The sequence below is a fragment of the Paenibacillus bouchesdurhonensis genome (assembly GCF_900155685.1).
Lineage (GTDB): Bacteria > Bacillota > Bacilli > Paenibacillales > Paenibacillaceae > Fontibacillus > Fontibacillus bouchesdurhonensis.
On the sequence record NZ_LT732548.1, the window covers coordinates 3510926 to 3533331 of the forward strand.

A 22406-nucleotide genomic window follows, 5' to 3' on the forward strand; every position below is an offset into this window, starting at 1 on the left:
ACTGCTAATATTAAGAAAGGCTCTGACCATTTCGGTGGTCAGAGCCTTTCCTTGTTTAATGATTCCGCCCATTTATTGCGGATTTGTCGTCCAAATGCCAGCGGTTTTCACAAATACCCGCTGCGGAAGCTTCAATGTCGCCAAAGCCAGTTCCGCGACGTCGTCCGGCTGCATCATCCGATCCTCATCGCCGATGTTCAAGCCTGCATTTACAGCCAGTTCTGTATTCACTGTACTTGGAGTCAGAGCAACAACGCGAATGTTATTCTTCCGAACTTCCTGCATCACAGCCTCGGTCAGACCCATAACGGCAAATTTGGAGGCATTGTATGCCGATCCAGTTGCAAAGCCTCTCTCTCCGGCTGTAGAGGCTATATTGATAATATTGCCTTGATTCTGGTCAATCATCTTAGGCAGTACGGCACGTGTCATATAATAGGTTCCCATCAGATTTACTTGAATAATTCGCTCCCAATCCTTCGGATCCATGTCCACCAGTTTGCCGAATTTAGCAATGCCAGCATTATTAATTAGAATATCCACGCCGCCAAGCTCAGCCACAAGCGTATTCACAGCTTGTTCTGCTGCTGCCTGGTCGGAAATATCCGCGGAAGCGATAGCCACCTTAATACCATACGACTCTTTAAGTTCCGATTGCAGCGTCTCAAGATCTGAAGTCGTGCGAGCGATTAATCCCAAATGTGTGCCCTCTTTAGCGAGTGCCATAGCTATTGCCTTACCGATCCCTTTCCCCGCACCAGTAATGATAGCCACTTGATTGTTTAAGCTCATTCAACCCATCTCTCCTTTTTTTTATCCTATCAATATCATGATTTTGTAACTTCCAAGTTCCATTATAGGCGATAGGATTGACGCATAACAAATTATGGCATGAAGTATTAAATGGCGTATTTCTCAATTTCAAAACCAAGATCTTCGATCATTTGATGATCTGCATTTACTTCTTGTCCTCCGGTGGTCAAATAGTCGCCAACAAACCATGAGTTTGCTGCGTACAGAGATAGCGGCTGTAAATGTCTTAAGCTCGATTCCCGGCCCCCCGACACGCGAATTTCCTTCGTTGGACAAATAAAGCGAAACAGTGCGAGTACTTTCAAGGCATGCATAGGTGTAATTCGGGTAGACGATTCCAACGGCGTGCCCGGAATGGGGATGAGAAAATTGACAGGGATCGAATCGGCATCAAGCTCCCGCAGGGCATAAGCCATTTCCACGATATCGGTGTCGCTCTCCCCCATGCCGATAATAACGCCGGAGCAAGGCGACATGCCGGAAGCCTTCACGTTCTCGACTGTTTCTACTCGCTGTTCATAGGAATGAGTTGTCGTAATGGAAGCATAGTTCGTTTGGCTTGTATTCAGGTTATGGTTATAACGATGAACTCCTGCAGCCGCGAGCCGTTCCGCTTGATCGTTCCGCAACAAGCCAAGACAGGCGCATATTTTTAGGGGCATTGTACTACGAATTTCTGTTACCGCATCAATGACTTGGTCAAGCTCTCGCGGAGTCGGGCCTCTCCCGGAAGCTACGATGCAATATGTCCCGGCTTGGCGGGCCATCGCTTCACGTGCGCCTGCCAGCAGCGACTCTTTATCAAGTAAAGTGTATTTGGGAACTGCAGCGCTCGAGACGATCGATTGTGAGCAATAGCCGCAATCCTCGGGACATAGTCCGCTTTTTGCGTTCATAATCATGTTGAGCTTCACTTTATTGCCGTAATAATAACTGCGCACCATATAAGCCGCCTGCATTATGGGCAGCAACTGCTTGTCGTCTCTGCCGAGCACCGCCAGACCTTCTTCCAGTGTTAACCTTTCGCCACGCAGTGCTTTATCCGCAAGCTGTTCCCAATCCATCACATCAGTAACATGCCTCAAGCTTCAATCATCCTCTCGCATTCTACCAACAATATCTTATTCAAACAGACTATTGTCAACCGTTTATGAATTACAGGTTTACAATTTAACTAAACGAGAACATCTTACCAGAGATGCTTCGATATTGTAAATAGCAAAGATATCACTCTGACAGCATATCCCGTCTTAAAAGTTTATAATTATGCATGACTAAGCGTAATAATCGTTACTTTCCAAGGTCTGCCATCACTTTGAGGATATCACCGAGCCGGTTTACATCTATACCAATAAGTATATGCATGCTGATAGTTTAATTTCTCATACAGACGATTGGCAGACGCATTATTTTGAACAACGAGAACATAGCTTTTTGCAGCGCCGTTCTCTTCAGCCCATTTTAAAATATGCAACAGCAATTGCTCGCCATGCCCTTGATTACGTTCCTCCTTGGCAGTCACTATATCGTATAAACCGACGTACCCTTGCTCTATTGAATTCGATCTCTTCGTATAACCATCGGCAAAACGCAAAAGCCAGCCTTCATGAACAATCGTTCTTAAAGCTGGCCATGCATTTAATGCAAGCTCTTCAATCCGCAATGACATTTATACCCCTCCTTAATTACTTGAGACCTTTTGTATAAATATACATCGTTAGGATTATATATTCAATTCCTTTCTTATTGATTCGAGCTATTCCTTCAATTGCAGCTCCAAATACGTTTAACTCCATGGAACGAATGATCCATAAAATCGAGCCGATGCACGTCCGAGTCCCCATTCAAGTCATTCTTTATTTGAAGGTCAAAGCAGGTGAACTGTCTTAACCAGTTTTCCATGCTGTTCAGCTCGACCAACTATTCCAAATGGTATACGCAGGTATAAATTCAGAGCGATACACCGTATCCGCCCACCACCAGTATTTCGGCTTTCATAGACAATCATCGTCCTTCCCAACCGATTTGACCACATACCAAGCATTGATCAGATAGGATCCGAAATAATGGGTTGCTTGCGTGAACCCGGTTCTCTCTAAAAGTTCCAGCACTTCATGATCCGGAATAGGGTCGGATTCTCTGCCGATCGAAGCGGAAAATTGCTCCCATTCCTCCAGGGGGATGCCATGATCGAGCATATGGCCTTTCCATGCCTTCATTTGGGTCGAGAACGACGCGCTGTTCGGATTTCCATTGATGGAAGCAAGGAATAGCGGCGCTCCCGGCACTAGACGATCAGCTATGTCTTGAAGTAATTTGCGCTTGTTCGATTCTCCACGAATAAAATGAAGGACAAGCAGACAAGTCGCCGCATCAAAAGCGGGTTGCGGTGAAAGCTGTTCAATCGTTCCCTCTTGAAGGGAGACTCTATGCGCTACTTCCGCCTCAGTAGCGCGCCGTCGTGCTATCTCAAGCATAGCCCGGGAGGGATCGATTCCTGTAAACGCCCACTCTTTATGACGACTGCTTAGCGTTACAAGTTCTTGGCCTCCGCCAGCTCCAACAATAAGCAGCTTAGCTGAATCTTGACTAGGGTGAAGATGTGCACTTAACAGTCGTTCTGTCATCTCGTAAAGAAGCATGTACCCGGGAATTTTCAAAGAGATCGCCTCTTCGTACCTCTGGACACGGGGATGCTCCCAACTCATCAGTTCATCTGGATTAGTTGCAAGGCTCTCCGACAATGGTTTGTTCATATCGCAATCTCCCATTTCATTTGCTCCTCATTCTATGCTTGTTGAAAAGATCATCTTTCCTATACACTTGTATTAATAATCGTTCTCAATTATATAGCCCATACAGCAATATATATATCCCATAAATGTGGGATTTGTTACTACGATTAATTAGGGAGACTCGATATGAGGATACAAACAAATAGATTGAAACAAAGCATCTACCGATTAATTGATGCAGCCACCAATTCCCGCGACTTTAGAAAGGCGTTATTAGAACGGCTCCGCGAGCCGCTGCCTTTTGATGCCGCTTGCTGCACTACGGTTGACCCTAATACACTCCTGTCCACTGGAGCGGTTACGGAAATAGGGATCGAGGCCATTCATGACCATCTGTTCGAATATGAATATTTACATGAGGATTTCAATAAATACGAGTTGCTGGTTCACGAGGATATCCCCGTTGCGATCTTAAGCGAGGCAACAGCAGGAGAACTTGAACGAAGCAGTCGGTATCGCGAGGTACTGCAACCTGCTGGTTTCGCGGATGAAATGCGAGCCGCTCTGATATACGAAGAGAAATGCTGGGGTTACTTAACCTTGTTTCGTCGACAATTATTTACGGAGATGGAGCGGAAACTGCTTAATGATCTCATTCCCGCCATCGCCTCCTCCTTACGCACGACAAGCCTCTTCTTGCCCGAAGATGCTGTGAGTAGAGCCGGACAAGGGCCTGGTATCATGATATTGTCGAACGAACTGAAATCCTTCTCAGCGAATCAAGCTGCCGTGCAGTGGCTAGCCCTTATACAGCAATGGGAAAATATCGACAGCAAAACAATGCCACGGCCAATTCGGGCAGTCTGCTCCCGCTTGTTATCTCAATCCTTAGAGGATGCTGTCAGTTCAGACGTGGCTAAAGTGTCCCTTTGCCTCCCTGACCTGCCCTGTGTAACGATTCGCGCAAGCCGTCTGCACGGATCAGTCGGTTCTGCAGAAATTGCGGTCTTGATCGAGCAGGCAACACCTTCGGAAATGCTGCCGATGATTGCAGATGCCTACGGTTTAACGAAACGCGAAAAGGAAATTATCAGCGAGCTTATAACAGGAGCATCAACGAAGGAATTAGCCCTTACACTTCATATTTCAACCTATACAGTACAGGATCATTTAAAATCGATCTTCGCCAAAACCGGGGTAGCTAGCCGCAGGGAGTTAATATGGCGCTTGTTCTCTAGATTCGGCTGCGTCTAAATCTTTTTCTCATAAATAACAATATCTTTGTTGTCCTTCATCGTGATTTTAACGGGCTTCATGCCTTGTCTTCTCCAAAAACGATGACCTGGCTCGTTTTCGCAGATAACACCTAGCCGAAACTGCTCAACCTGACGTACTTTTATCATGTCATAAAAGATATTCAACGCTTTATAGCCATATCCTTTGGATTGGTGCTCTTTTTTGATTTCTAGCAAACCGAGCCAGGTATAGCCATCGTTAGGATTTTTCATTAGAATTTCCATAATGCCGACGTACTCATCCTCCACTTTGAGCAAATACCGTTCTACGCCGAGCTCCAGCGACTCATTGATCTCAGCAATGATCTCTTCCATCGAGAGAATTTCTTTATCTTTGACAACTAGATTATAAAAAGGATCTGAATTCAGTATGCTCGCCTCGACCTCTATCATGCTCGGAGTGGATTTTTCTAATTTCATATTCGAACAGCCTCTCATGTGATGTTTTGGTTTAATGTCTGCAGCTCCATTATACTATTCTAGAGGTTCGAATTCCCTTTGCGAGCTTTATTTTCTTCTTCCAAGTTGATCCTGTCCTTGCTGGTATTCGGGTTCGAAATAACCAGAAACTCAACATCCCGATCCGACTTGTTAAACACCTGATGCGGTATTGCAGGCAGCACTTCGATCCCTTCATGTTCGCTGAGTTGGTGCTCTGTTCCATCTTTTTCAATCGTCATGACTCCTGATAATACAAAGAAAAACTGTGCCGCTTTCTCATGATAGTGTCTGAGCTCGCTTGTGCCCGGAGGCATGCGTTCATGGATGATGCTTCTCTCCTCTTCATGAACTAAACGCCAACCATCGCATGCTTCCCCCCAATTGTAATGCTCTGCATTCTGCTTGTTTTTCTTCATAAACGCCCTCATTTCTTTTCAACTGATTTCATCCCGAGGTTAAATTCGTTCGGCCTCTACCTGTAATGCATCCACCCCTTCTGTTTCACCAATAAGACGTACAAGCTCCAACAAAATTCGCATGGCTAATGGATATTCTATTGCAACATTTATTATTAAAATGCTGCTCATTAGTATAGCCTAGGTCATGGTGAATTCAGCATCTTTGGGGGAGGGCTTGCTCGGTTCCCTGGAACAACTGACCACTATTGTAGCTATCCACAATATGGCGATGATTTTTTTTATTTTTTATTAATCGCTTCCAACAGCTGATCCAGCTTCTCAAGGAGCAGCTTATCGTTTTCATGCTTTTTCTTTAATCGGCCATCAATACTAATAACTCCAAAAGAGATCAACAGTAACAAAATAAGGCCTATAAATTCCATCTGCTGCTCAGCTCCTTAATAACACTTCTTTTGTTCGCTCCGTCCCAAAACCAAACAAAACGACCCAACCCCCAGATAAGCTCTTATCTTAGGGATGGGTCGTCGTTGGTTAGCTGAGCTTGCTCGTATTTACTCCTGTTTGCCCAACACATCGATCAAGGCGCGCGGCAAATTAAACTTCTGATTGTTAATCATAATACTAGTCAGATCTTCAGCAGAATTCTCATCATGCAAATGTTTTATCGTCTGGACCTCATTCATTAAGCGCTCCATTTGATGATCCAATTCATCGGCGGTATCTGCCGCATCTTTAAGCTCCTGAAGCAATCGCTCGGGCACGGACTGATTATATTTATAAAAAATTTTATGCTCCAGGCTGGCCCAAAAATCCATAGCGATCGTACGAATTTGCACCTCAACGCATACATTCTCCACTCGATCGGACATAAACACCGGAACCTCAATGAGTAAATGCAAGCTTTTGTAACCATTGGGTTTAGGGTTCTTGATGTAATCCTTGATCTCAAGCACCTTCAAATCGCTTTGCTGCTGCAGCATTTCGCTTACTCGATATATATCGGATAAAAAAGAGCATGTAATCCGCATACCTGCGATATCCTTCACCGTTTCCCGGATCGATTCGAAGGAGAAATTCGCGCCCTTACGATACAGCTTGCTCATAATGCTTTCCGGCGATTTCAACCGCGTTTTCGTATGCTCGATCGGGCTATAGTCGTGGAGAGATTCAAACTCTTCTTTTAAAATATCAATTTTCGTTTCCATCTCGTCCAAAGCAAATTTGTAGCTTAATAAAAATCGGGTAATTTCGTTACGCATGATTTTCAGTTGTTCCAGTTGTCGTTCGCTCATTTGGCTTTCCCTTCCTGCTCATTCACTTTTTCTATATTATAACGAATTCGGATTCACGATGCACGAAAGCTAAGGCAGCCTTATCGGCTATCACCGAAACGATATCCGGACACCGGAATAGAACGCCCTTTATACCATTGAAAAATCCCGATCATCACATTCAACCAAAGACCGCTAGCCAATAAAGCTCCCACAATATCGCTTGGATAATGAACGCCGAGATAGATTCGGCTTACGCAAATTATTAGAACCATGAGGCTGCTGAGAACGATGAGTAGAATGCGTCCCCATCCTGGGCGAATATGGCGCCATAAAAGATAGGCTAACGCCCCGTATAAGGCGAAGGCCGCCATGGCATGACCGCTAGGAAAGCTGAAGCCTGTCTCCTCTACCAATCGGTGAACAAAGGGCCGCTCCCGTTGAAAACTCAGCTTCAATAGCTTATTCAGCAATGCAGCACCGCCTAAGGAGGCGAAGAGAAACAACAGTTCCATCCGATGCTGCAGTACGAAGAACAAAATGCCCATGGTGAGCAATGCGATGAGGATCGTAAACTTCGTTGAGCCAAGCGTGGAAAAGAACACCATAACGCTGGTCAAAGGCTCACTCTCAAAGCTCTGCATCCAAGCAGCAACGTTTAGATCAAAGGCATTTAATGGTGATCTGACGGTCAGAGCAGCCATAGCACTAAACCCAACGAAAGCTAGTATGCCAAAAAAAATAATATACGGACTTAAACGTCCTTGTTTCTGCGACATTCTCATTCCATTTCCTCGCTTCCACTTCACTTCTGTATCAATCACGGTAAAGGCACTGTCATTTCATCATTATGCAGCTTCACACTCAAAGCCAGACCGATCGCAATCATATTCGTAATTAACGAACTGCCTCCATAGCTGATGAAGGGCAACGAAATCCCCGTTAAGGGAACGAGTCCGATATGCATCCCAATATTAACGAAAATTTGAAAAACGAACATGGCTGTAATTCCAATCACTAGATATGAACCGGCTAAATCCTTGCTGTCAATCACAATGTTAACCAAACGTGCAATCAGTAGAAAATATAACAGCAGCAATACAGCTGAGCCCAAAAAACCATATTTCTCGCCGATCACGACGAATATAGAGTCGGAATAAGCATAGGGAATATACCCCTGCTCCAAGAAAAATCCGCTATCCCCAGTCAAGCTCCCTGACCCGATCGCCATCATGGCATTCTTTACATGCCACGATTTATCGGGGTCGCTCGTTGGATCTAGAAATGTTTGTATTCTTGACATTTGGTGGGGCTTGATCACTTTGGACAGCAATTCGTTATTGGCATAGTACAGCCAAATCATTGTGCCGATTAGAATAACCGCGCTGCTAATGAATATGAACATATACCTCAAGCGAATATTCCCCATCCAAAGCATGCTAAGCAGTACACCGACAAAGACGAGCGCCGTGCCTAAATCAGGCTGCTTCATAATAAGCAAAATCGGAATTAAAAAAATGAGGCAGACCGGAAGGACATCCTGAATTAAGCGAAGCTTCTTGCCCTGCCGCTTGCTCAGCATATGGGCGACAAGCAGAATTGTGAATATTTTAACGAGTTCGGAAGGCTGGAGCTTGAACGAGCCGATACTTAACCATCGAACCGCGCCATTCAGATTTTCTCCTTTAAATTGGACGAAGACCAGCATTCCTATCCCGAGCAAATACAGAACATAAATAAGCTTGCCAAAAAGCACTCTATAGTTAACCACAGCTGCCAGCAGCATCAGGAGCATGGACAGAGCAATAAGCAGCAAGCTATTCTTATGCAAGCCTTCTAGCTTTGTCCCGACTGTAGCCCCGTACACCGCCACAGTTCCTATGGCATTCAGACCCATGATAATAAACACTGTTGCCTTATCCACTTTTTTAAGCTTCTCGAGAAAAATCATCGCTGACCTCAATTTCCAAAGTAAACGTCTTACCCAAAAAAACTAAAAAAAACGATTCATGATACCGAATCGTTATCTTAAATTAATTCATCATATCGGTTAAGTCGATACTTTCGTGATAACTTCTTCGATCCTGCAGCTTCAATGTGCTTCGATCCCATTCATAAATATCAAGCCCGTTCACACCCTCGCCTAATGTCCAGCCCAAGAGGATTTCGGCAACCCCATCTTTGTCCACATCGTGGATTCCCGCATAATCCAACCCATAGCCGCTTCCTTCCCCATGCCATACGATTTGCCAAGTTTCGTGCCTGCTGCGCATTAGCAAAGCCGCTTTAAGCGTTTTTTCACGGCCTCCATCCTCTTCATAGACAACGACGGCCTCATTCATTCCATCCCCGTCTAAATCCCCATATGATATGCCGTGATTCCCTGCTCCGCCGGGCGTAGTGAGCAGCCGAGCACCTTCAGGCAGCAGAGCTTGAAGGCTTGTCAACATGTCATCGTCCATTGGAAAATGGACTTTTGAATTCGGGGCCGAAATTAAGTCGTTTGGCAAAGATGGCATGCCGCATCCGCTAAACGTAAACAAGACAACGGTCACTAAACTAATGATGATGCGCCTATTCGACATGTTGCGTCCTGCTCCTTACATATTCTTTTTTCTATTCTAAATGGTTTAACGCGGCAAAAGGTTATGGAATAGTTAAAATTACTCTATCCCGCCCCTAGGAAGACAAATCATCACCTTAGTTCCTTTACCCAGTTCGCTATGGATCGTTATGTATCCCTGATGGAGTTGAATGATTTGCTCCGATATGGCTAGACCCAGCCCGCTGCCGCTCATCTTATGGTTTCCCTTATAAAATTTCTGAAGCATCTTCGGGATGTCCTGCTCGGCGATGCCTGCCCCCGAATCCTCAACGGTAATGATAACCTGCTCTTCTGACATATAAGCGGAAAGGGCAATCCTCCCCCCCGGTTCCGTAAATTTAAGCGCATTGTCGAGCAAGTTAATCATGACCTGCTTCAAACGGTTCTCATCAGCTGAAATGATTGGCAGTGCCTCCGATAGTTCGACCTCCAGCAGAATGCCTTGTCTGACCGCCCTTGGCCGAAGCTGCTGACTGACATTTATCAAAAATTCCTTCACAGGAACCGGGGAGCAGTCCAATACCATGCGCCCGTCTTCGAACTTCGAAAAATCCAGCAGCTCATCGACAAGACGCGTCAATCGGTCTGTCTCCAGATCAATAATGTCCAGGCCTTCCTGAAGTGGAATCTTGCCTTTCAGCAAGTTCGCTTTTAGCGTAACGACCCAGCCTTTAATCGACGTTAACGGCGAACGAAGCTCATGAGATACCGAAGAAATAAAATCATTTTTGAGTTGGTCATGCTGTTGTATTTTGACAGCCATCGTATTCAACGTGTCCGCCAGTGCTCCGAGTTCGTCTTCATACGGCTTTGCCGCTCGTGCGGTGAAGTCCCCGTCCGCCATTTTCTCTGCTGCCTGCTTCAGTCCCGTGATAGAGTTTGTAATCGTTCCGGATAGAAAAAAGCCGACAACGGCAACGATCGCAAGGACGACTAGACCTACGACTATAAAGATGACCGCGATTTGCCTAACCGCTTCCTTTGTTTCCGTTAAGGAAGTTACAAATCGCACCGCACCAGCCGCTTGGCCATCGGCTTGCAGCAACGGGTAGGATACAGCCAGAATCTCTTCCTCCGCAGACGGATCATGCCCGCGCCAGGTCTCAGCCTTACCGGCAACTGCCCTCCGTACATCGGGATAACCCAGCAAACTAAGCCCAGCCTGCTGTCCTGTCGAGTCTTGAAGCAATGTCCCGGAAGAGCCGATAATTTGCACCTGCGCAGATGAATTATGCGAAAATCCGTTCATTAATCGTTCAGCCTGCGGCTCTAAATCTTCGTCGGCAAAGTATTGTTCATAGAAAGCAGCCGATAACTCCGCCTGATTTACCAAAATTTCTTCAATATTGTGATAGTAGTAATAGTTGACACCTGTGATTAAAATAGCTTCGAGGGTAATAACCGTAATCAGAATGACCAGAAGATAGCTTCCGACCAGTCTTTTGCGTATGCCCAACTCAATCTTCCTTCCTCCAGCGATATCCCACGCCCCAAACGGTCTCTATCAACTGCGGCTCGGAGCTGTGCTCCTCCAATTTCTCCCGCAGCTTCCTCACATGGACATCCACCGTTTTCGTATCACCGACATAATCTTCGCCCCAAACAAGATTTAACAGCTCATTTCTCGACAGAGCAACATCCGGATGCTCCAGGAACGCCCTCAGCATCTGAAACTCCTTTGGAGTAACCTCGATTACTTCCTCAAGCTTATATAGCTTGTTAGCGGTTAGATCAAGGCGAATTTCCCCCGATTCCAAAATATTATTAGACGTTTCCCCTATCTTGCGAGTACGGCGCAGCACTGTTCGAATTCTGGCTGTCAGCTCCAGCGGATTGAACGGCTTGACGATGTAATCGTCCGCCCCCAGCTCCAGTCCTTTGATTTTATCCAAATCCTGCCCCCGTGCCGTTAGAAAGACGATCACGACCTCTGAATCAATCTCTCTTAACCGTCCGCAAATTTCAAAGCCATCAAAATCCGGTAGCATTATGTCGAGAACGACCACATCTGGCCGATTTGCCGTAAAGTTTCTGAGCGCCGCCTCTCCCTCCGCTGCTTCAGAAACTTGAAACCCGCTGTCCTCCAAATTAATCGCGATAAATCGCCGTATATGATCATCGTCCTCCACGATAAGCACGTGGTTACGGTTGTTCAAATCCATCATATCCTCCCAGAAGCGTGTTCGTTCAATGAATCATTCCTATTAAAACACTAAACCAACCATCATGCAAAAAGCTCCCGAACAGCAACTTAAGCATTTTCAATCAAAAATAACCCAATCAGTCCGCTAGAACTGAATGGGTTATGTCTTCATCCTCTATTCCTCCACTTCAAAAATGGAGTCCACAATAATCGGTAAATTATCTCTCACTGAGACGGCGCCAAATACCGATCTCGCATGGCTCCCTCTATCCTCAAACACTTCCATTAACAAATCAGAGAAGCCGTTCAAAACCTTATGGTGCTCCTCAAACTCAGCGCTTGCATTGACGAACCCCTGTACCTTAACCGCCCTTTTCACCCGATCCAAAGATCCTAGAGCTGATTTCAGAACAGCCAGCACCTCGATTCCGGCTTGTCTAGCGAATTCATACCCTTCAGCCGTGGTAAAGTCGAGCCCTAGCTTCCCTTTTGGGTTGCCGCGCGGGCCTTTCCCGGACACGAACATCAGCCCGTTGACGATGACGTAATTTGCATACTTCGCCGCTGGATCGCTGGCGGCAGGCAGCGTAATATTCAGAGCCTTCAATCTTTCCTCGGTAGTGCTCATAAGCATAAATCCTCCAGTTCACTCTCTATTCGATCAAGCCTAATACTCCCTGCATTCTTGATCATTTAATCACTTGACGCGATATTCCGATATAATTTAGTAATACATGTAAATATGATGACTCATAAGGAGGCTGTACGATGAAAAAGATTGTAGTTCTTGTTGTCTGTCTGACTTTGCTGCTCTCCGCTCAAACGGCGGCTCTGGCCCATTCGGGGAGAACCGATGCCAACGGCGGACATAACTGCTCCGAGAAATCGAAGCAAAAAGGTCTTTGCAGCGGCTATCACTACCATAATTCCGGCACGACCAATTCGAGTTCAAAATCAAAATCCACGACGACCACGACGACAAAATCAAGCACTTCCACCAAGAATAACTCCTCGACCAAAACCAACACAAACCATAAAAATACCGCACCTAAAAAAGCTTATACCACGGTAGACATTACATTAATCGTGAATGGCCATGTCGTACCCTTGGATCAAAAAGCAGTTAGCGTCAATGGCACGGTACTCATTCCGTTGAAAAACATGTTCGATGCTCTTGGCGCGACGATAGAGTGGGATCAGGCCACTAAGAAAATCACCGCCGCTAAAGACGACACAATCATTGAACTGACCGTAGACAGCACAATAGCGAGGAAGCAAGACAAGCAGCTTACATTACAGGCCAAGCCAATTGTAATCAATGGATATACGATGGTGCCTGCCCGCTTTGCTGCTGAATCCTTCGATGCCGACGTCGATTGGGATCCGCAATCGAGTACGATTACGATTACAACGCCTTAATGCATTCGACCCGATTGCCGAACGGGTCCCTGAACTCGAATCTTTCATACCCTGGGATCGGAATGGATTCCAGGGTTCTTATGCCGTTGTCCTCTAATTGCTGCCAAATGATTTTCAAATCCTCCACCTCGTACGCCAAGTGAGCTTTGGTAGAATCTCGGTTCACATCATCTTCAGTCCCGACATGCAGTTCCTGATTACCTACTTGAAGCCAGAAGCCGCCTCTTCCCTGCAAGCTTTCCGGCTTCGGTATTTCCTTCAGAAGCAGCACCCCGCAGTAAAACTTCCTCGCTTCTTCCTCCATCCCCTTTGGTATTGTGATTTGTGCATGATGAAAGCCTTTGATCATATTCATCTCCTCCTTCATCTTGTTCCTTCCAAACCATACCCACATATCGGTCAACTGAATAGTGCATTGCTCGGCTTCCGCCCAAAAGCTTACTTCCCAGCTATCTATAGTTCAACTCATAGCCTTGCTAAAGCGACTTTTAAATGTTCTTGTCATGCAGCCGCTGTCATCTCCATTCTCGCTTGCCAATTTTACGGGAGCAGCCGACATTTTCATTACCGGAAGCTTGTAATAATATACCTTCATTTCACTTCTCCATATAAAAATAACCCAGCCCAAGATCGTCATTCTCTTTGGCTGAGTCTCTGCGCTGCGCAAACTTCTTCCATGATTATACATCAAGAACACTTCATTCTGAAATGCTTATATCATGCGGCTTTCTTCATGTTCTAATTCAGAATTCATCATCTATCTGCCTCCTTTCGGATGAACTTCGGAATTTGGATTGCTCAGATAACCATCCTCAAATAATAGAACAAAGACCCGGCCTGAGAAGCCGGATCCTTGCGATATCTAATCGTATTCTTTATATCAGCACAATTAACCTTCGACGATTAACTTTTCCAACTGCAGCGGCTCCACATATTGGCCATTCTTATAGGCTCGCATATTTCCGCCGGAAATTTCATCGATCAACACGATTTGCGCGCCGTCGTCGACTCGACCAAATTCAAACTTGATGTCATACAGTTCAATATCTTTCTTCGCGAGCTCAGCTTTAACCACGTCACCAACCGTTTGAGTCAGCTCTTTTAACACCTTATACTCGGCGGAGGATAGTAATCCCAGCATATCAAGCGCATCCTCAGAAATCGGCGGATCTTGGCGCTCATCGTCTTTAATCGTAACCTCCACGAAAGCGTCCAACACCTGCCCTTCCTGGGCATACATGCCATAACGGCGCAAGAAGCTCCCCACCGCTCGGTAGCGGCAGATGACTTCAAGTCCTTTGCCAAATACGGTAGCCGGTTTTACAGTCATCGTGGCATTGTCAATATCAGCATCTATATAGTGTGTAGGAATTCCTTTTTCCTTCAGTATTTCAAAGAAATATTTTGTCAATCGGAGACCTGCTTTTCCCGCGCCTTCCAACGTGAGTCCAACTGTGTTGGCACCCGGATCGAATACGCCGTTCTCGCCTGTCACATCATCCTTGAATTTCAGCAAATAGTTCCCGTCTTCTAAAGCATATACATCTTTTGTTTTACCTGTGTAGACCAATTTCATTCCTGTTGATCCTTTCTCGTTAAAATATTTTACAATATAGCTCTGGTAGTAACGCTGGCGATCGTTAGTGTACGTTTAGGTTGTAAAAGTCGGCTTTTCTGAGCAATCTATCCTTTCTTATACACCTATATTCGCCTACGCTCGCCGATAATGTGATTTTTCGTGATTTTTTAAGTGGTTTATTCAGCACTTTATGTTTACTTGATAATTGATTATAACATTTTTTCAGCATACCGCTAGTAAGGATTAGGAGGATTAAGGCTTATCACTTCGTCGTGTAATTCTTCATAATGTCCTGACATAGAGCTTCTTAATTTCCACCCTAAGACCTTTTGGCCTGACTGAACTGGCGCGACCGATCAGTCCAGCCAAGTATGGCGCCGCTGATCGCCACTAAGCCCTACAGTTGCCGCAAATCCATTCCTCTCCCCCAATCCAAAATAGCCCCCGGATCGGCTCCGAGGACATGAAAAAAGCACCCGATTGGGTGCCAAGTAACTTGTATTTTAATAAGTGATATTCTTAGTGAGTGTATATGATTTTATATCTCCAAAATCATAGATTGTGTGTCCGACTACTTTAATATAAACGGTAGTTCCGGGACGAACAACTACGGCAGCAAAATCCTCATTTGGCCCAATCTCGTAAGGATTCAAAACAACTTCACTACCGTTAGATTCTGTGTAATAAACATACATATCAAAATTTGCAGGCTGTCCTAGAGAATAAGAATATAAATGTAAATTAAGAACTTCCCTTAATCCTGATGTATTCGAATATTTAAACCAATCGACATCATTATAGTCTAATGAGGAACTATATGGAACTATATGCACCTATGTCATTAATGCTAATTGCTGTTTCCCTTGTATCTGCTATACCCGAGTAAGCAAAAGAGTTTTGGGAGATAGCCAGTATTAATATAACAGCAAAGAGGACTGAAAATAATTTCTTCAAATTCATGTTCATCCACCCTTCTTAGCAATATAGAATCGGCCCGATTCAAATCCTATTATATCGCTAACTAACTTTAAAGGAATCCAACGAAACTACCATATAATGAGACTTTTTGTTTCATTTGGAATTTATACGTAAAAATACGACGTGCTGATCAATTGCCTGAAGAATCCAAGCAGTTGACTAATTCAATAGATTACCTATATAGCTAATACAAGTCTATGAATTACTTTAGACTTTTTATAAATGATATTTGTTTTGCAATATTTTATATTATTTTAATTAAAAACTATTGTAAATAATTACATTTATGTTTATTATTTCATTATGTAAGCCCTTTCCTTTTAAGTAACAAAAATCATTTTAATTAAAATTAAGGAGGTTTGCACATGAACTATTCTACGAGAATCACGGGAAGAAAATCAATGCAATGCTTTTTGGTACTTCTATTAGCGCTGCCTTTATTCCTCTTCGGAGGAAACTCTGCCTCTCATGCAGCATCTGCCAGGCAAATGGAGTCGCTGAAGCGCGGCGTGGTTGCGGTAAAAGTTAATAGTGGAGTTTTTGTAAGCTGGCGTTTGTTCGGCATCGAACCGGATAATATCGCCTTCAATCTTTACCGGGGAAGCACCAAAGTCAATGCCAGTCCCATTACAAACAGCACCAACTATATTGATCCGCAAGGGACTAGCAGCTCCACCTATACGGTAAGAGCAGTTCTGAACGGGCAAGAGCAAGCGGCTTCCGAGACGGCGAGCGTCTGGGGACAAAATTATTTAACCGTCCCGATTCAGCAGCCGCCCGGCGGAACTACACCGGATGGGGTTGCCTATACGTACAGTGCAAATGATGCAAGTGTAGGCGATCTGGATGGGGATGGAATCTATGAAATCGTGCTCAAATGGGATCCTTCCAATTCCAAGGACAATTCCCAATCCGGCTACACGGGTCCGGTAATCATCGATGCCTATCGCCTCGATGGTACTCGCCTATGGCGGATCAATCTTGGCAAGAACATTCGCGCAGGCGCCCATTATACACAATTTCTCGTCTATGACTTCGACGGGGACGGGAAAGCGGAAGTCGTATTCAAGACGGCTGACGGAACGGTGGACGGTGTTGGCAAAACGATCGGCAATGCAAGTGCGGACTACCGCAACTCCAGCGGGTATATCTTGTCTGGGCCCGAATTTTTGACGGTGTTTAAAGGAAGCAACGGCGAAGCTTTAACGACCGTCAACTATGAGCCGCCTAGAGGTACAGTTTCCGACTGGGGAGACAGCTACGGCAACCGGGTGGATCGTTTTCTCGCCGGAGTCGCTTATCTTGACGGGCAGCGTCCAAGCTTCGTGATGGCTCGCGGATACTATACACGAACTGTGCTCGTTGCTTACAATTGGCGGGATGGAAAGCTCACCAAGCTTTGGACGTTCGATTCGAACGCGTCCGGCAACAGTGCTTATGCCGGCCAAGGCAATCACAGCCTTAGCGTCGCCGATGTCGATAACGATGGCAAAGATGAGATCATTTATGGCTCTGCGGTTATTGATGACAACGGCAAGGGGATCTACACGACAGGGCTCGGACATGGCGACGCGCTTCATGTGAGCGACCTGGATCCTGACCGTGCCGGGCTTGAAGTATTCGGCGTTCACGAATCGACCAGCGCAGCATACGGGGCAGAAATTCATAATGCCGCTACAGGTCAGATCTATTGGGGCATTCGTACCGGAGCGGATATCGGCCGAGGTCTTGCAGCGGACATCGATCCGCGGACAAAGGGGACGGAGCTATGGGCTTCCGGCATCGGCCTCCACTCCGTAAAAGGTGTAAAAATCAGCGATGCAACGCCGAACTCCACCAATTTCGCCATTTGGTGGGATGGTGACTTATTGCGAGAGCTGCTGGATCATACTGGCGGAACGGGCAAAATCGACAAATGGAACTACAGTCAAAGCACCACGCAGCGATTGCTGACAGCTACCGGAACGGCGTCTAACAACTCCACTAAAGGCAACCCGAGCCTTCAGGCCGACATCTTCGGCGACTGGCGGGAGGAAGCCATCTGGAGAACTGCTGACAATACTGCACTGCGGATCTACACGACGACTGACGTGACTCCCCACCGCATCTATACTTTAATGCATGATCCCGTTTACCGCTTGAGTGTGGCCTGGCAGAACGTTGCCTACAACCAGCCTCCGCATACGGGATTCTATCTCGGCGACGGGATGAGTTCACCGCCCAAGCCAAATATTTATCTGCCAGGTAATTAATACTCTGCAGTCATGCCGTCAACGCTTAAGAGAGGGAGGGTAGAATCCTCTCTTTTGCATATTCAAATGCTGATTAATCCATTCTAAATCATAGAAAGGAGAATCATCATGAACCAATTACGCCAAGTCCCACCCTCGCCGGAGGTTACTGCTTATTTAGTTAATGAGTTTCAAAGAAACTGGAAACCAGCCGGCTTTACCTATAACCAGTTTCTGATCGCCAGGGGTTACCAGAACCCTGCCCATAACCATCCGGGGATGGATGACCATGTAACAGGCATGCCTCCTGCGGGGGCCGAGCTGATCCATACGCCGCGCAAACCGGTTACCGGGGAGCTGAACGTCAAGGTGCTTCTCGTTGATTTTTCCGACATGCCGGGTACGCTTTCCAAAGAGCATTATGAAGACTTGCTCTTCTCCCGCAGTACCCACACAACCGGCAGTATGGCGGATTATTATGACGAGGTCAGCCGTGGGCTGGTACAAATCCACGGCGAAGTGCATGGCTGGCTCAGAATGCCTCAGGCCTACAGCTACTACACGAACGGCAACTCAGGTCTCACCGATAAGCTCAACCGGGAATACTATCCGCGGGATGCCAGAAAACTCGCTGAGGATGCTGTCGATGCCGCTCTGGCCCACGGTGTTTCTTTTTCTTCCAATCTGGATGCCCTGGACAATGGTACGATTACGGCGTTATTTATCGTCCATGCCGGACGCGGAGCTGAAAAAATCCTTCCGCCGCTGAGTGGAAATCACATTTGGTCCCATAAATGGCAAATGGTCAATCCCAAAGAAGTTGCCTCGGGGCTTACCGCCGTTACTTACTTAATGGTGCCTCAGGAAGCTCTGCTCGGGGTGTGCGCGCATGAGCTTGGGCATCTGGCTTTCCAATGGGATGACTTCTATGATCCGAACTATGGTTCGGACGGTGATCATTGGGACGGCAACGGGATGTGGGATGTGATGGCCAGCGGCTCCTACGCCGGCAGGGAGATGCGTCCGGTTCATCCGGCAGGGCTCCATAAACTGCAGCATGGATGGATTGAAGACGAGAAGATTCATCAAAGCCGGAGCGGGCTGACGCTGCTCCCGGTGACATCGGCCGATGGCAAAGTGGTCAAAATTAAAGGGCCGGGTTACGCGAGCAATCAATATCTTCTGCTGGAGAACAGAATCCGAGAGAAATTCGACGGTGAACTGCCGGGCGAAGGCCTGTTAGTATGGCGAATCGATGAGGATCGTGATCAAACGAGAAGCTCTGCACCCGGCATGTATCTGATTCAGGCGGACGGAAATGAGGACTTGAATGATCCGAATGACCGAAATAGCGGTGATCGGGGCGACCCTTTCCCGGGAAGCAGCAACAAGACGGAGGTTTTGGATCATGGAAATATATCCACATCCTTTCCAGGACAGCCATCGGGTATATCGCTGAAGAATATTGCCTATGACCCGGAAACGAAGGAAATTAAGCTTGATATCGAAATTGAAGAGAGGACATGATAACTAGATAATAAGATCCGGCTTTCAGCGGTTTGCTTGCTAAAGCCGGACTTTTTTTATTTTTCAACCGCAAAAGACTCGGCCGCTGCCGCAAGATAGTACGCCAGCCCTGTCTGCTGCCCTTCAAGCATCTGCAAATGAAACGAATCGCTGAGGAAAAAACGCGTCTGCGCCGCAAAGTCTTGAGCCGATACGGCATGGCCGTGACGGTTCATAAAGTCCAAATGGCTGCGGATCAGCTGCCCAACTTCCGGGCTGCTATGCATGACGCCCGTTTGTAAATTCCGGGTGTGCATTGTGCTCTTCCAGAGCTTCCCGCCATTCTTCCTCGTTGGCAAAGCCTTTAAACAACTCCGAATTATCCATAGGTTCTCCCTTCTCCATACAATGAATGGACTGCCTCAATGTGTCAATGACTGTCCGCAGCCTGTTCTGTTTAGCCAGAAGCAGGTTCTCCTGCTGTTTAAGAACGGATAAGCGTTCAAGCTCTCGTTCGAGAAGCTGCTTGATCTGTTCCAGCGGAAATTCCAATTCGCGGTAGAACAAAATTTGCTGCAATCGTTCCAGCTCCTCTTGTCCATACAAACGGTACCCTGCTTCACTAATCTCTCGCGGCAAGAGCAGGCCGATTTTATGATAATGATGCAGCGTCTTGAGCGTTACGCTGGACAGCGAAGAGACCTCTTTTACCGTGTAGAGCATTCAGCTTCCTCCTTTCAATTCCACTTTACAGCCTCCCCTAACAGGAGAGTCAAGGCCGTATTTACTAGCATGCGTATATCGGCCGTGTTACTGGCATGCGTACCCCATTCATGACCGGTTCATGAGTTTATCCGGCTTGCTGAAGGAGGCGATCTCAATAGGCGTCGTCTACGGACTGGCGGGATTATATTTTATTGCGGGATTAATGATCTTGCTTCTTCCATCCCGCTTAAACAAAAATAAAGGAGCGTCGGCTTACTGATCTTTTTTCCACTCCTCATGGGCTTTTAGGGCTTTCGACCATAATTCGTCCTTCTCAAGCTGGCTGAAGTGATTCAGCGATTCGCCGAATACATCGCTCAATAGTTCAAACCATTCGGAACGGTGGGTAATTTCACTTTTGGCCAGTCCATGCTCATCACGCCTGCTGTATACGCATCCTCTGAGTTCGTTGCTGGCAGCCTTCTCCCTATTGCGAAGCAGCAGCATATCGATCCATGTAGAATCGGGAGACGAGCTTAAATAGAGATGCTTTGGAAGGAATTCATCTAAATTACACACCGGCATAGCATCAATATCGACGCCAAGAAAAGAACCCTCGGGGTCATGATCCAACCGCCAGCCTGAGGTATTGACAGAGGACCGAGCAAGCTGATAGGTATGAAAACCCTGTTTATGCACACCCAATCTAAGCGGAATAGGCTCATACGGCATGTCGCCTAATCCCACATCGACCAGCCATTTTGCTATTCCGGCATGCTCGTTATCGGGTTGCTCTTTAGTCGGAGTACTTACGGATAAAGATAAGTGATAGGAATCGATTCTCGGTTCTTGGCCATGGGACTGCACACCGGCGCGGTGCAAGGACACCTCGTATCCAAGTGCACGCAGCAGAAGACTAAATGCCCCGTTGAGATGGAAACAGTATCCGCCTCCGTGATGGGCAATATGCCGGATCAGCCCTTCAGAACCTATCGGGACTGGCTTGCCGGCAAAGATATCAATCGTTTGCCAAGCAATTCTCTCAACGTGGGCACTATGCAGCGCAAATAAGAATTCTATCGTCGGCTGCTGACGCTTCATGCCTAAACGCCGCAAATACTCATCAGTTTGCTGTAATGTTAACATGCTCTCACTCCGCGTTTCCTAAATGTCAGCCTATTCATCGGCTCTAATATTAATCTCTTTATCTATTTCAAGCGAAATGGTCTCCGTGTGACGCCGTCCTTCGTTGTCCTCCCATGTGATCTCTAACGCTGTATTCTCATAGTTCGTCCTGTCCTTTTCTAGCTCGCTATAAGAATATGGCCCCGTTAGGGACCCAATATCCTTGACATTATCCAAAATCGAAAGCGCTCCGTTATTGGAGTGAAATTCATTGGCATAGACGACTTCCTTCTCGCCCTGACTACTTTTTTCATAAAACTTATATTCGAAAAAAGTACTCTGACTAAGCCCCGATGGATCACCCTTATAACTTAAAGAGGCATGGCCTCTTAAAATCTTGTCCGCAGTTATTATAATTTTATAATCGTGCACATCCCAAGCTTCGCCCGTTCCATGAAGGGAATACAAGCTTACATCTGAATTGACTGCCACCTCGGCATCTCGATCCAGAAACAAGTACAGCCAAAGGAGATTGGAAATAACAATAATGCCAGCTAAGAGAAAAACGGTTTTCTTCATAATCCTTCTCCATCCAATATGAATTCTGTATCAACAACGTATTCTTCACGCATTTAGTTCGTACTCATTAAAGATCAACGTATTTCAGCTTTCGATGTCGAACACACTTAAATCATACCAGGTATATGAGTAAGTGCAATGAATGACGACAAAACCAGTCCGATCTCTGTATATCATTTATCCATTCCCGGATATCGTCAGAAGTCCAATAAATAAGCCCCCAAGCATCATATTAATGAGCCTGGAGGCGTGATATGAAATTATACAATGCTTTGCAGTTGCATCGCGCTCGGAATGCCTCTGAGCCTCTTTCTAAGCTGGCCGAACTGCATCGTTATACAGTATCTACCGCTGCTGCGTTTTGCAAGGAAAGAGGGCGCATATCCTTCCACATCGATTCAATATAATCTACACAGGCTTCGCGCGTACTTTCTCCGAAGACCACCTTCCAGCCCTCCGGCGCTTGAATGAAGGCGGGCCAGAGAGAATGCTGCCCCTCGTCATTTACGAGCACCAAATAATCGCTGTCCGTCTGTTCAAATGGATTTGCCATGTTCCCATC

23 protein-coding genes and 1 pseudogene are annotated in these 22406 nt (G+C 46.2%); 4 read left to right on the forward strand and 20 right to left on the reverse strand.

All coding sequences use genetic code 11. The annotated features are described in order from the left end of the window. Positions 1–72 precede the first annotated feature (72 nt). From CZ379_RS19825 to CZ379_RS19840, 4 genes are all read right to left on the reverse strand, one after another. Positions 73–792: a 3-ketoacyl-ACP reductase gene (locus tag CZ379_RS19825; protein WP_110933202.1), complete on the reverse strand. Its 720-nt coding sequence runs from the start codon at positions 790–792 to the stop codon at positions 73–75. 107 nt (positions 793–899) lie between these two features. Further along, positions 900–1877 (reverse strand): biotin synthase BioB, encoded by a 978-nt coding sequence (gene bioB / locus CZ379_RS19830; RefSeq protein ID WP_110934471.1) that lies wholly within the window; start codon positions 1875–1877, stop codon positions 900–902. A gap of 260 nt (positions 1878–2137) precedes the next feature. Then, on the reverse strand, positions 2138–2482 hold the full coding sequence (locus tag CZ379_RS19835) for a GNAT family N-acetyltransferase (protein WP_110933203.1): 345 nt from the start codon (positions 2480–2482) through the stop codon (positions 2138–2140). 325 nt (positions 2483–2807) lie between these two features. Next, complete coding sequence (locus CZ379_RS19840) at positions 2808–3569, reverse strand: class I SAM-dependent methyltransferase (protein ID WP_110934472.1); 762 nt, start codon at positions 3567–3569, stop codon at positions 2808–2810. A gap of 165 nt (positions 3570–3734) precedes the next feature. On the opposite strand from CZ379_RS19840, the gene CZ379_RS19845 reads away from it, so the two are divergent. Further along, a complete protein-coding gene (locus tag CZ379_RS19845; RefSeq protein ID WP_110933204.1) occupies positions 3735–4802 on the forward strand; it encodes a helix-turn-helix transcriptional regulator in 1068 nt (355 codons plus the stop codon). Here CZ379_RS19845 and CZ379_RS19850 read toward each other — a convergent pair. The 10 genes from CZ379_RS19850 to CZ379_RS19890 all read right to left on the reverse strand — a co-directional run bounded on the left by CZ379_RS19850 (position 4799) and on the right by CZ379_RS19890 (position 12350). Beyond that, positions 4799–5263 (reverse strand): GNAT family N-acetyltransferase, encoded by a 465-nt coding sequence (locus tag CZ379_RS19850; protein ID WP_199925691.1) that lies wholly within the window; start codon positions 5261–5263, stop codon positions 4799–4801. The two genes, CZ379_RS19845 and CZ379_RS19850, sit on opposite strands and share 4 nt — an antisense overlap. A gap of 59 nt (positions 5264–5322) precedes the next feature. Continuing rightward, complete coding sequence (locus tag CZ379_RS19855) at positions 5323–5700, reverse strand: cupin domain-containing protein (protein ID WP_110933206.1); 378 nt, start codon at positions 5698–5700, stop codon at positions 5323–5325. Positions 5701–5981: 281 nt separating this feature from the next. Beyond that, positions 5982–6125: a hypothetical protein gene (locus tag CZ379_RS26315; RefSeq protein WP_199925692.1), complete on the reverse strand. Its 144-nt coding sequence runs from the start codon at positions 6123–6125 to the stop codon at positions 5982–5984. A gap of 129 nt (positions 6126–6254) precedes the next feature. Then, complete coding sequence (locus tag CZ379_RS19860; protein WP_110933207.1) at positions 6255–6995, reverse strand: GTP pyrophosphokinase; 741 nt, start codon at positions 6993–6995, stop codon at positions 6255–6257. 80 nt (positions 6996–7075) lie between these two features. Continuing rightward, the gene (locus CZ379_RS19865; protein WP_234404961.1) at positions 7076–7753 is read right to left on the reverse strand and encodes a phosphatase PAP2 family protein; all 678 of its coding nucleotides are present in this window, start codon (positions 7751–7753) and stop codon (positions 7076–7078) included. A gap of 41 nt (positions 7754–7794) precedes the next feature. Then, positions 7795–8898 carry an FtsW/RodA/SpoVE family cell cycle protein gene (locus CZ379_RS19870; protein WP_324616486.1) on the reverse strand — a complete coding sequence of 368 codons (1104 nt, stop codon included), beginning with the start codon at positions 8896–8898 and terminating at the stop codon, positions 7795–7797. 109 nt (positions 8899–9007) lie between these two features. Next, a complete protein-coding gene (locus CZ379_RS19875; RefSeq protein ID WP_110933210.1) occupies positions 9008–9559 on the reverse strand; it encodes a hypothetical protein in 552 nt (183 codons plus the stop codon). Positions 9560–9637: 78 nt separating this feature from the next. Continuing rightward, entirely contained in the window at positions 9638–11035 is a 1398-nt protein-coding gene (locus CZ379_RS19880; protein WP_110933211.1) for a sensor histidine kinase, read from the reverse strand. 1 nt (position 11036) lies between these two features. Continuing rightward, positions 11037–11741, reverse strand: a complete 705-nt coding sequence (locus CZ379_RS19885) for a response regulator transcription factor (RefSeq protein ID WP_110933212.1) — start codon at positions 11739–11741, stop codon at positions 11037–11039. A 156-nt stretch (positions 11742–11897) separates the two neighbouring features. Further along, on the reverse strand, positions 11898–12350 hold the full coding sequence (locus CZ379_RS19890; RefSeq protein WP_110933213.1) for a RidA family protein: 453 nt from the start codon (positions 12348–12350) through the stop codon (positions 11898–11900). A gap of 140 nt (positions 12351–12490) precedes the next feature. On the opposite strand from CZ379_RS19890, the gene CZ379_RS19895 reads away from it, so the two are divergent. Continuing rightward, positions 12491–13141 (forward strand): copper amine oxidase N-terminal domain-containing protein, encoded by a 651-nt coding sequence (locus tag CZ379_RS19895; RefSeq protein WP_110933214.1) that lies wholly within the window; start codon positions 12491–12493, stop codon positions 13139–13141. Here the strand turns inward: CZ379_RS19895 and CZ379_RS19900 are convergent. Both CZ379_RS19900 and CZ379_RS19910 read right to left on the reverse strand, forming a co-directional pair. Further along, positions 13128–13490, reverse strand: coding sequence for a VOC family protein (locus CZ379_RS19900; protein WP_110933215.1), 363 nt, complete (start codon positions 13488–13490; stop codon positions 13128–13130). The genes CZ379_RS19895 and CZ379_RS19900 overlap by 14 nt on opposite strands. Before the next feature lie 540 nt (positions 13491–14030). Further along, positions 14031–14717 carry a phosphoribosylaminoimidazolesuccinocarboxamide synthase gene (locus tag CZ379_RS19910; RefSeq protein WP_110933217.1) on the reverse strand — a complete coding sequence of 229 codons (687 nt, stop codon included), beginning with the start codon at positions 14715–14717 and terminating at the stop codon, positions 14031–14033. A gap of 1346 nt (positions 14718–16063) precedes the next feature. Between CZ379_RS19910 and CZ379_RS19915 the strand changes: the two genes are divergently transcribed. Together CZ379_RS19915 and CZ379_RS19920 are read left to right on the forward strand one after the other, a co-directional pair. Further along, positions 16064–17950 carry a rhamnogalacturonan lyase gene (locus tag CZ379_RS19915; protein WP_456093804.1) on the forward strand — a complete coding sequence of 629 codons (1887 nt, stop codon included), beginning with the start codon at positions 16064–16066 and terminating at the stop codon, positions 17948–17950. A 108-nt stretch (positions 17951–18058) separates the two neighbouring features. After that, complete coding sequence (locus tag CZ379_RS19920; protein WP_110933218.1) at positions 18059–19456, forward strand: M6 family metalloprotease domain-containing protein; 1398 nt, start codon at positions 18059–18061, stop codon at positions 19454–19456. 56 nt (positions 19457–19512) lie between these two features. Here the strand turns inward: CZ379_RS19920 and CZ379_RS19925 are convergent. The 4 genes and pseudogenes from CZ379_RS19925 to CZ379_RS19940 all read right to left on the reverse strand — a co-directional run bounded on the left by CZ379_RS19925 (position 19513) and on the right by CZ379_RS19940 (position 22397). Continuing rightward, a pseudogene (locus tag CZ379_RS19925) lies at positions 19513–20158 on the reverse strand (MerR family transcriptional regulator). Between the two features lie 255 nt (positions 20159–20413). Further along, the gene (locus CZ379_RS19930) at positions 20414–21286 is read right to left on the reverse strand and encodes an arylamine N-acetyltransferase family protein (protein WP_110933219.1); all 873 of its coding nucleotides are present in this window, start codon (positions 21284–21286) and stop codon (positions 20414–20416) included. Positions 21287–21316: 30 nt separating this feature from the next. Continuing rightward, positions 21317–21844: a hypothetical protein gene (locus CZ379_RS19935; RefSeq protein WP_110933220.1), complete on the reverse strand. Its 528-nt coding sequence runs from the start codon at positions 21842–21844 to the stop codon at positions 21317–21319. 334 nt (positions 21845–22178) lie between these two features. Continuing rightward, positions 22179–22397 (reverse strand): MbtH family protein, encoded by a 219-nt coding sequence (locus tag CZ379_RS19940; protein WP_110933221.1) that lies wholly within the window; start codon positions 22395–22397, stop codon positions 22179–22181. Positions 22398–22406: the final 9 nt, after the last annotated feature.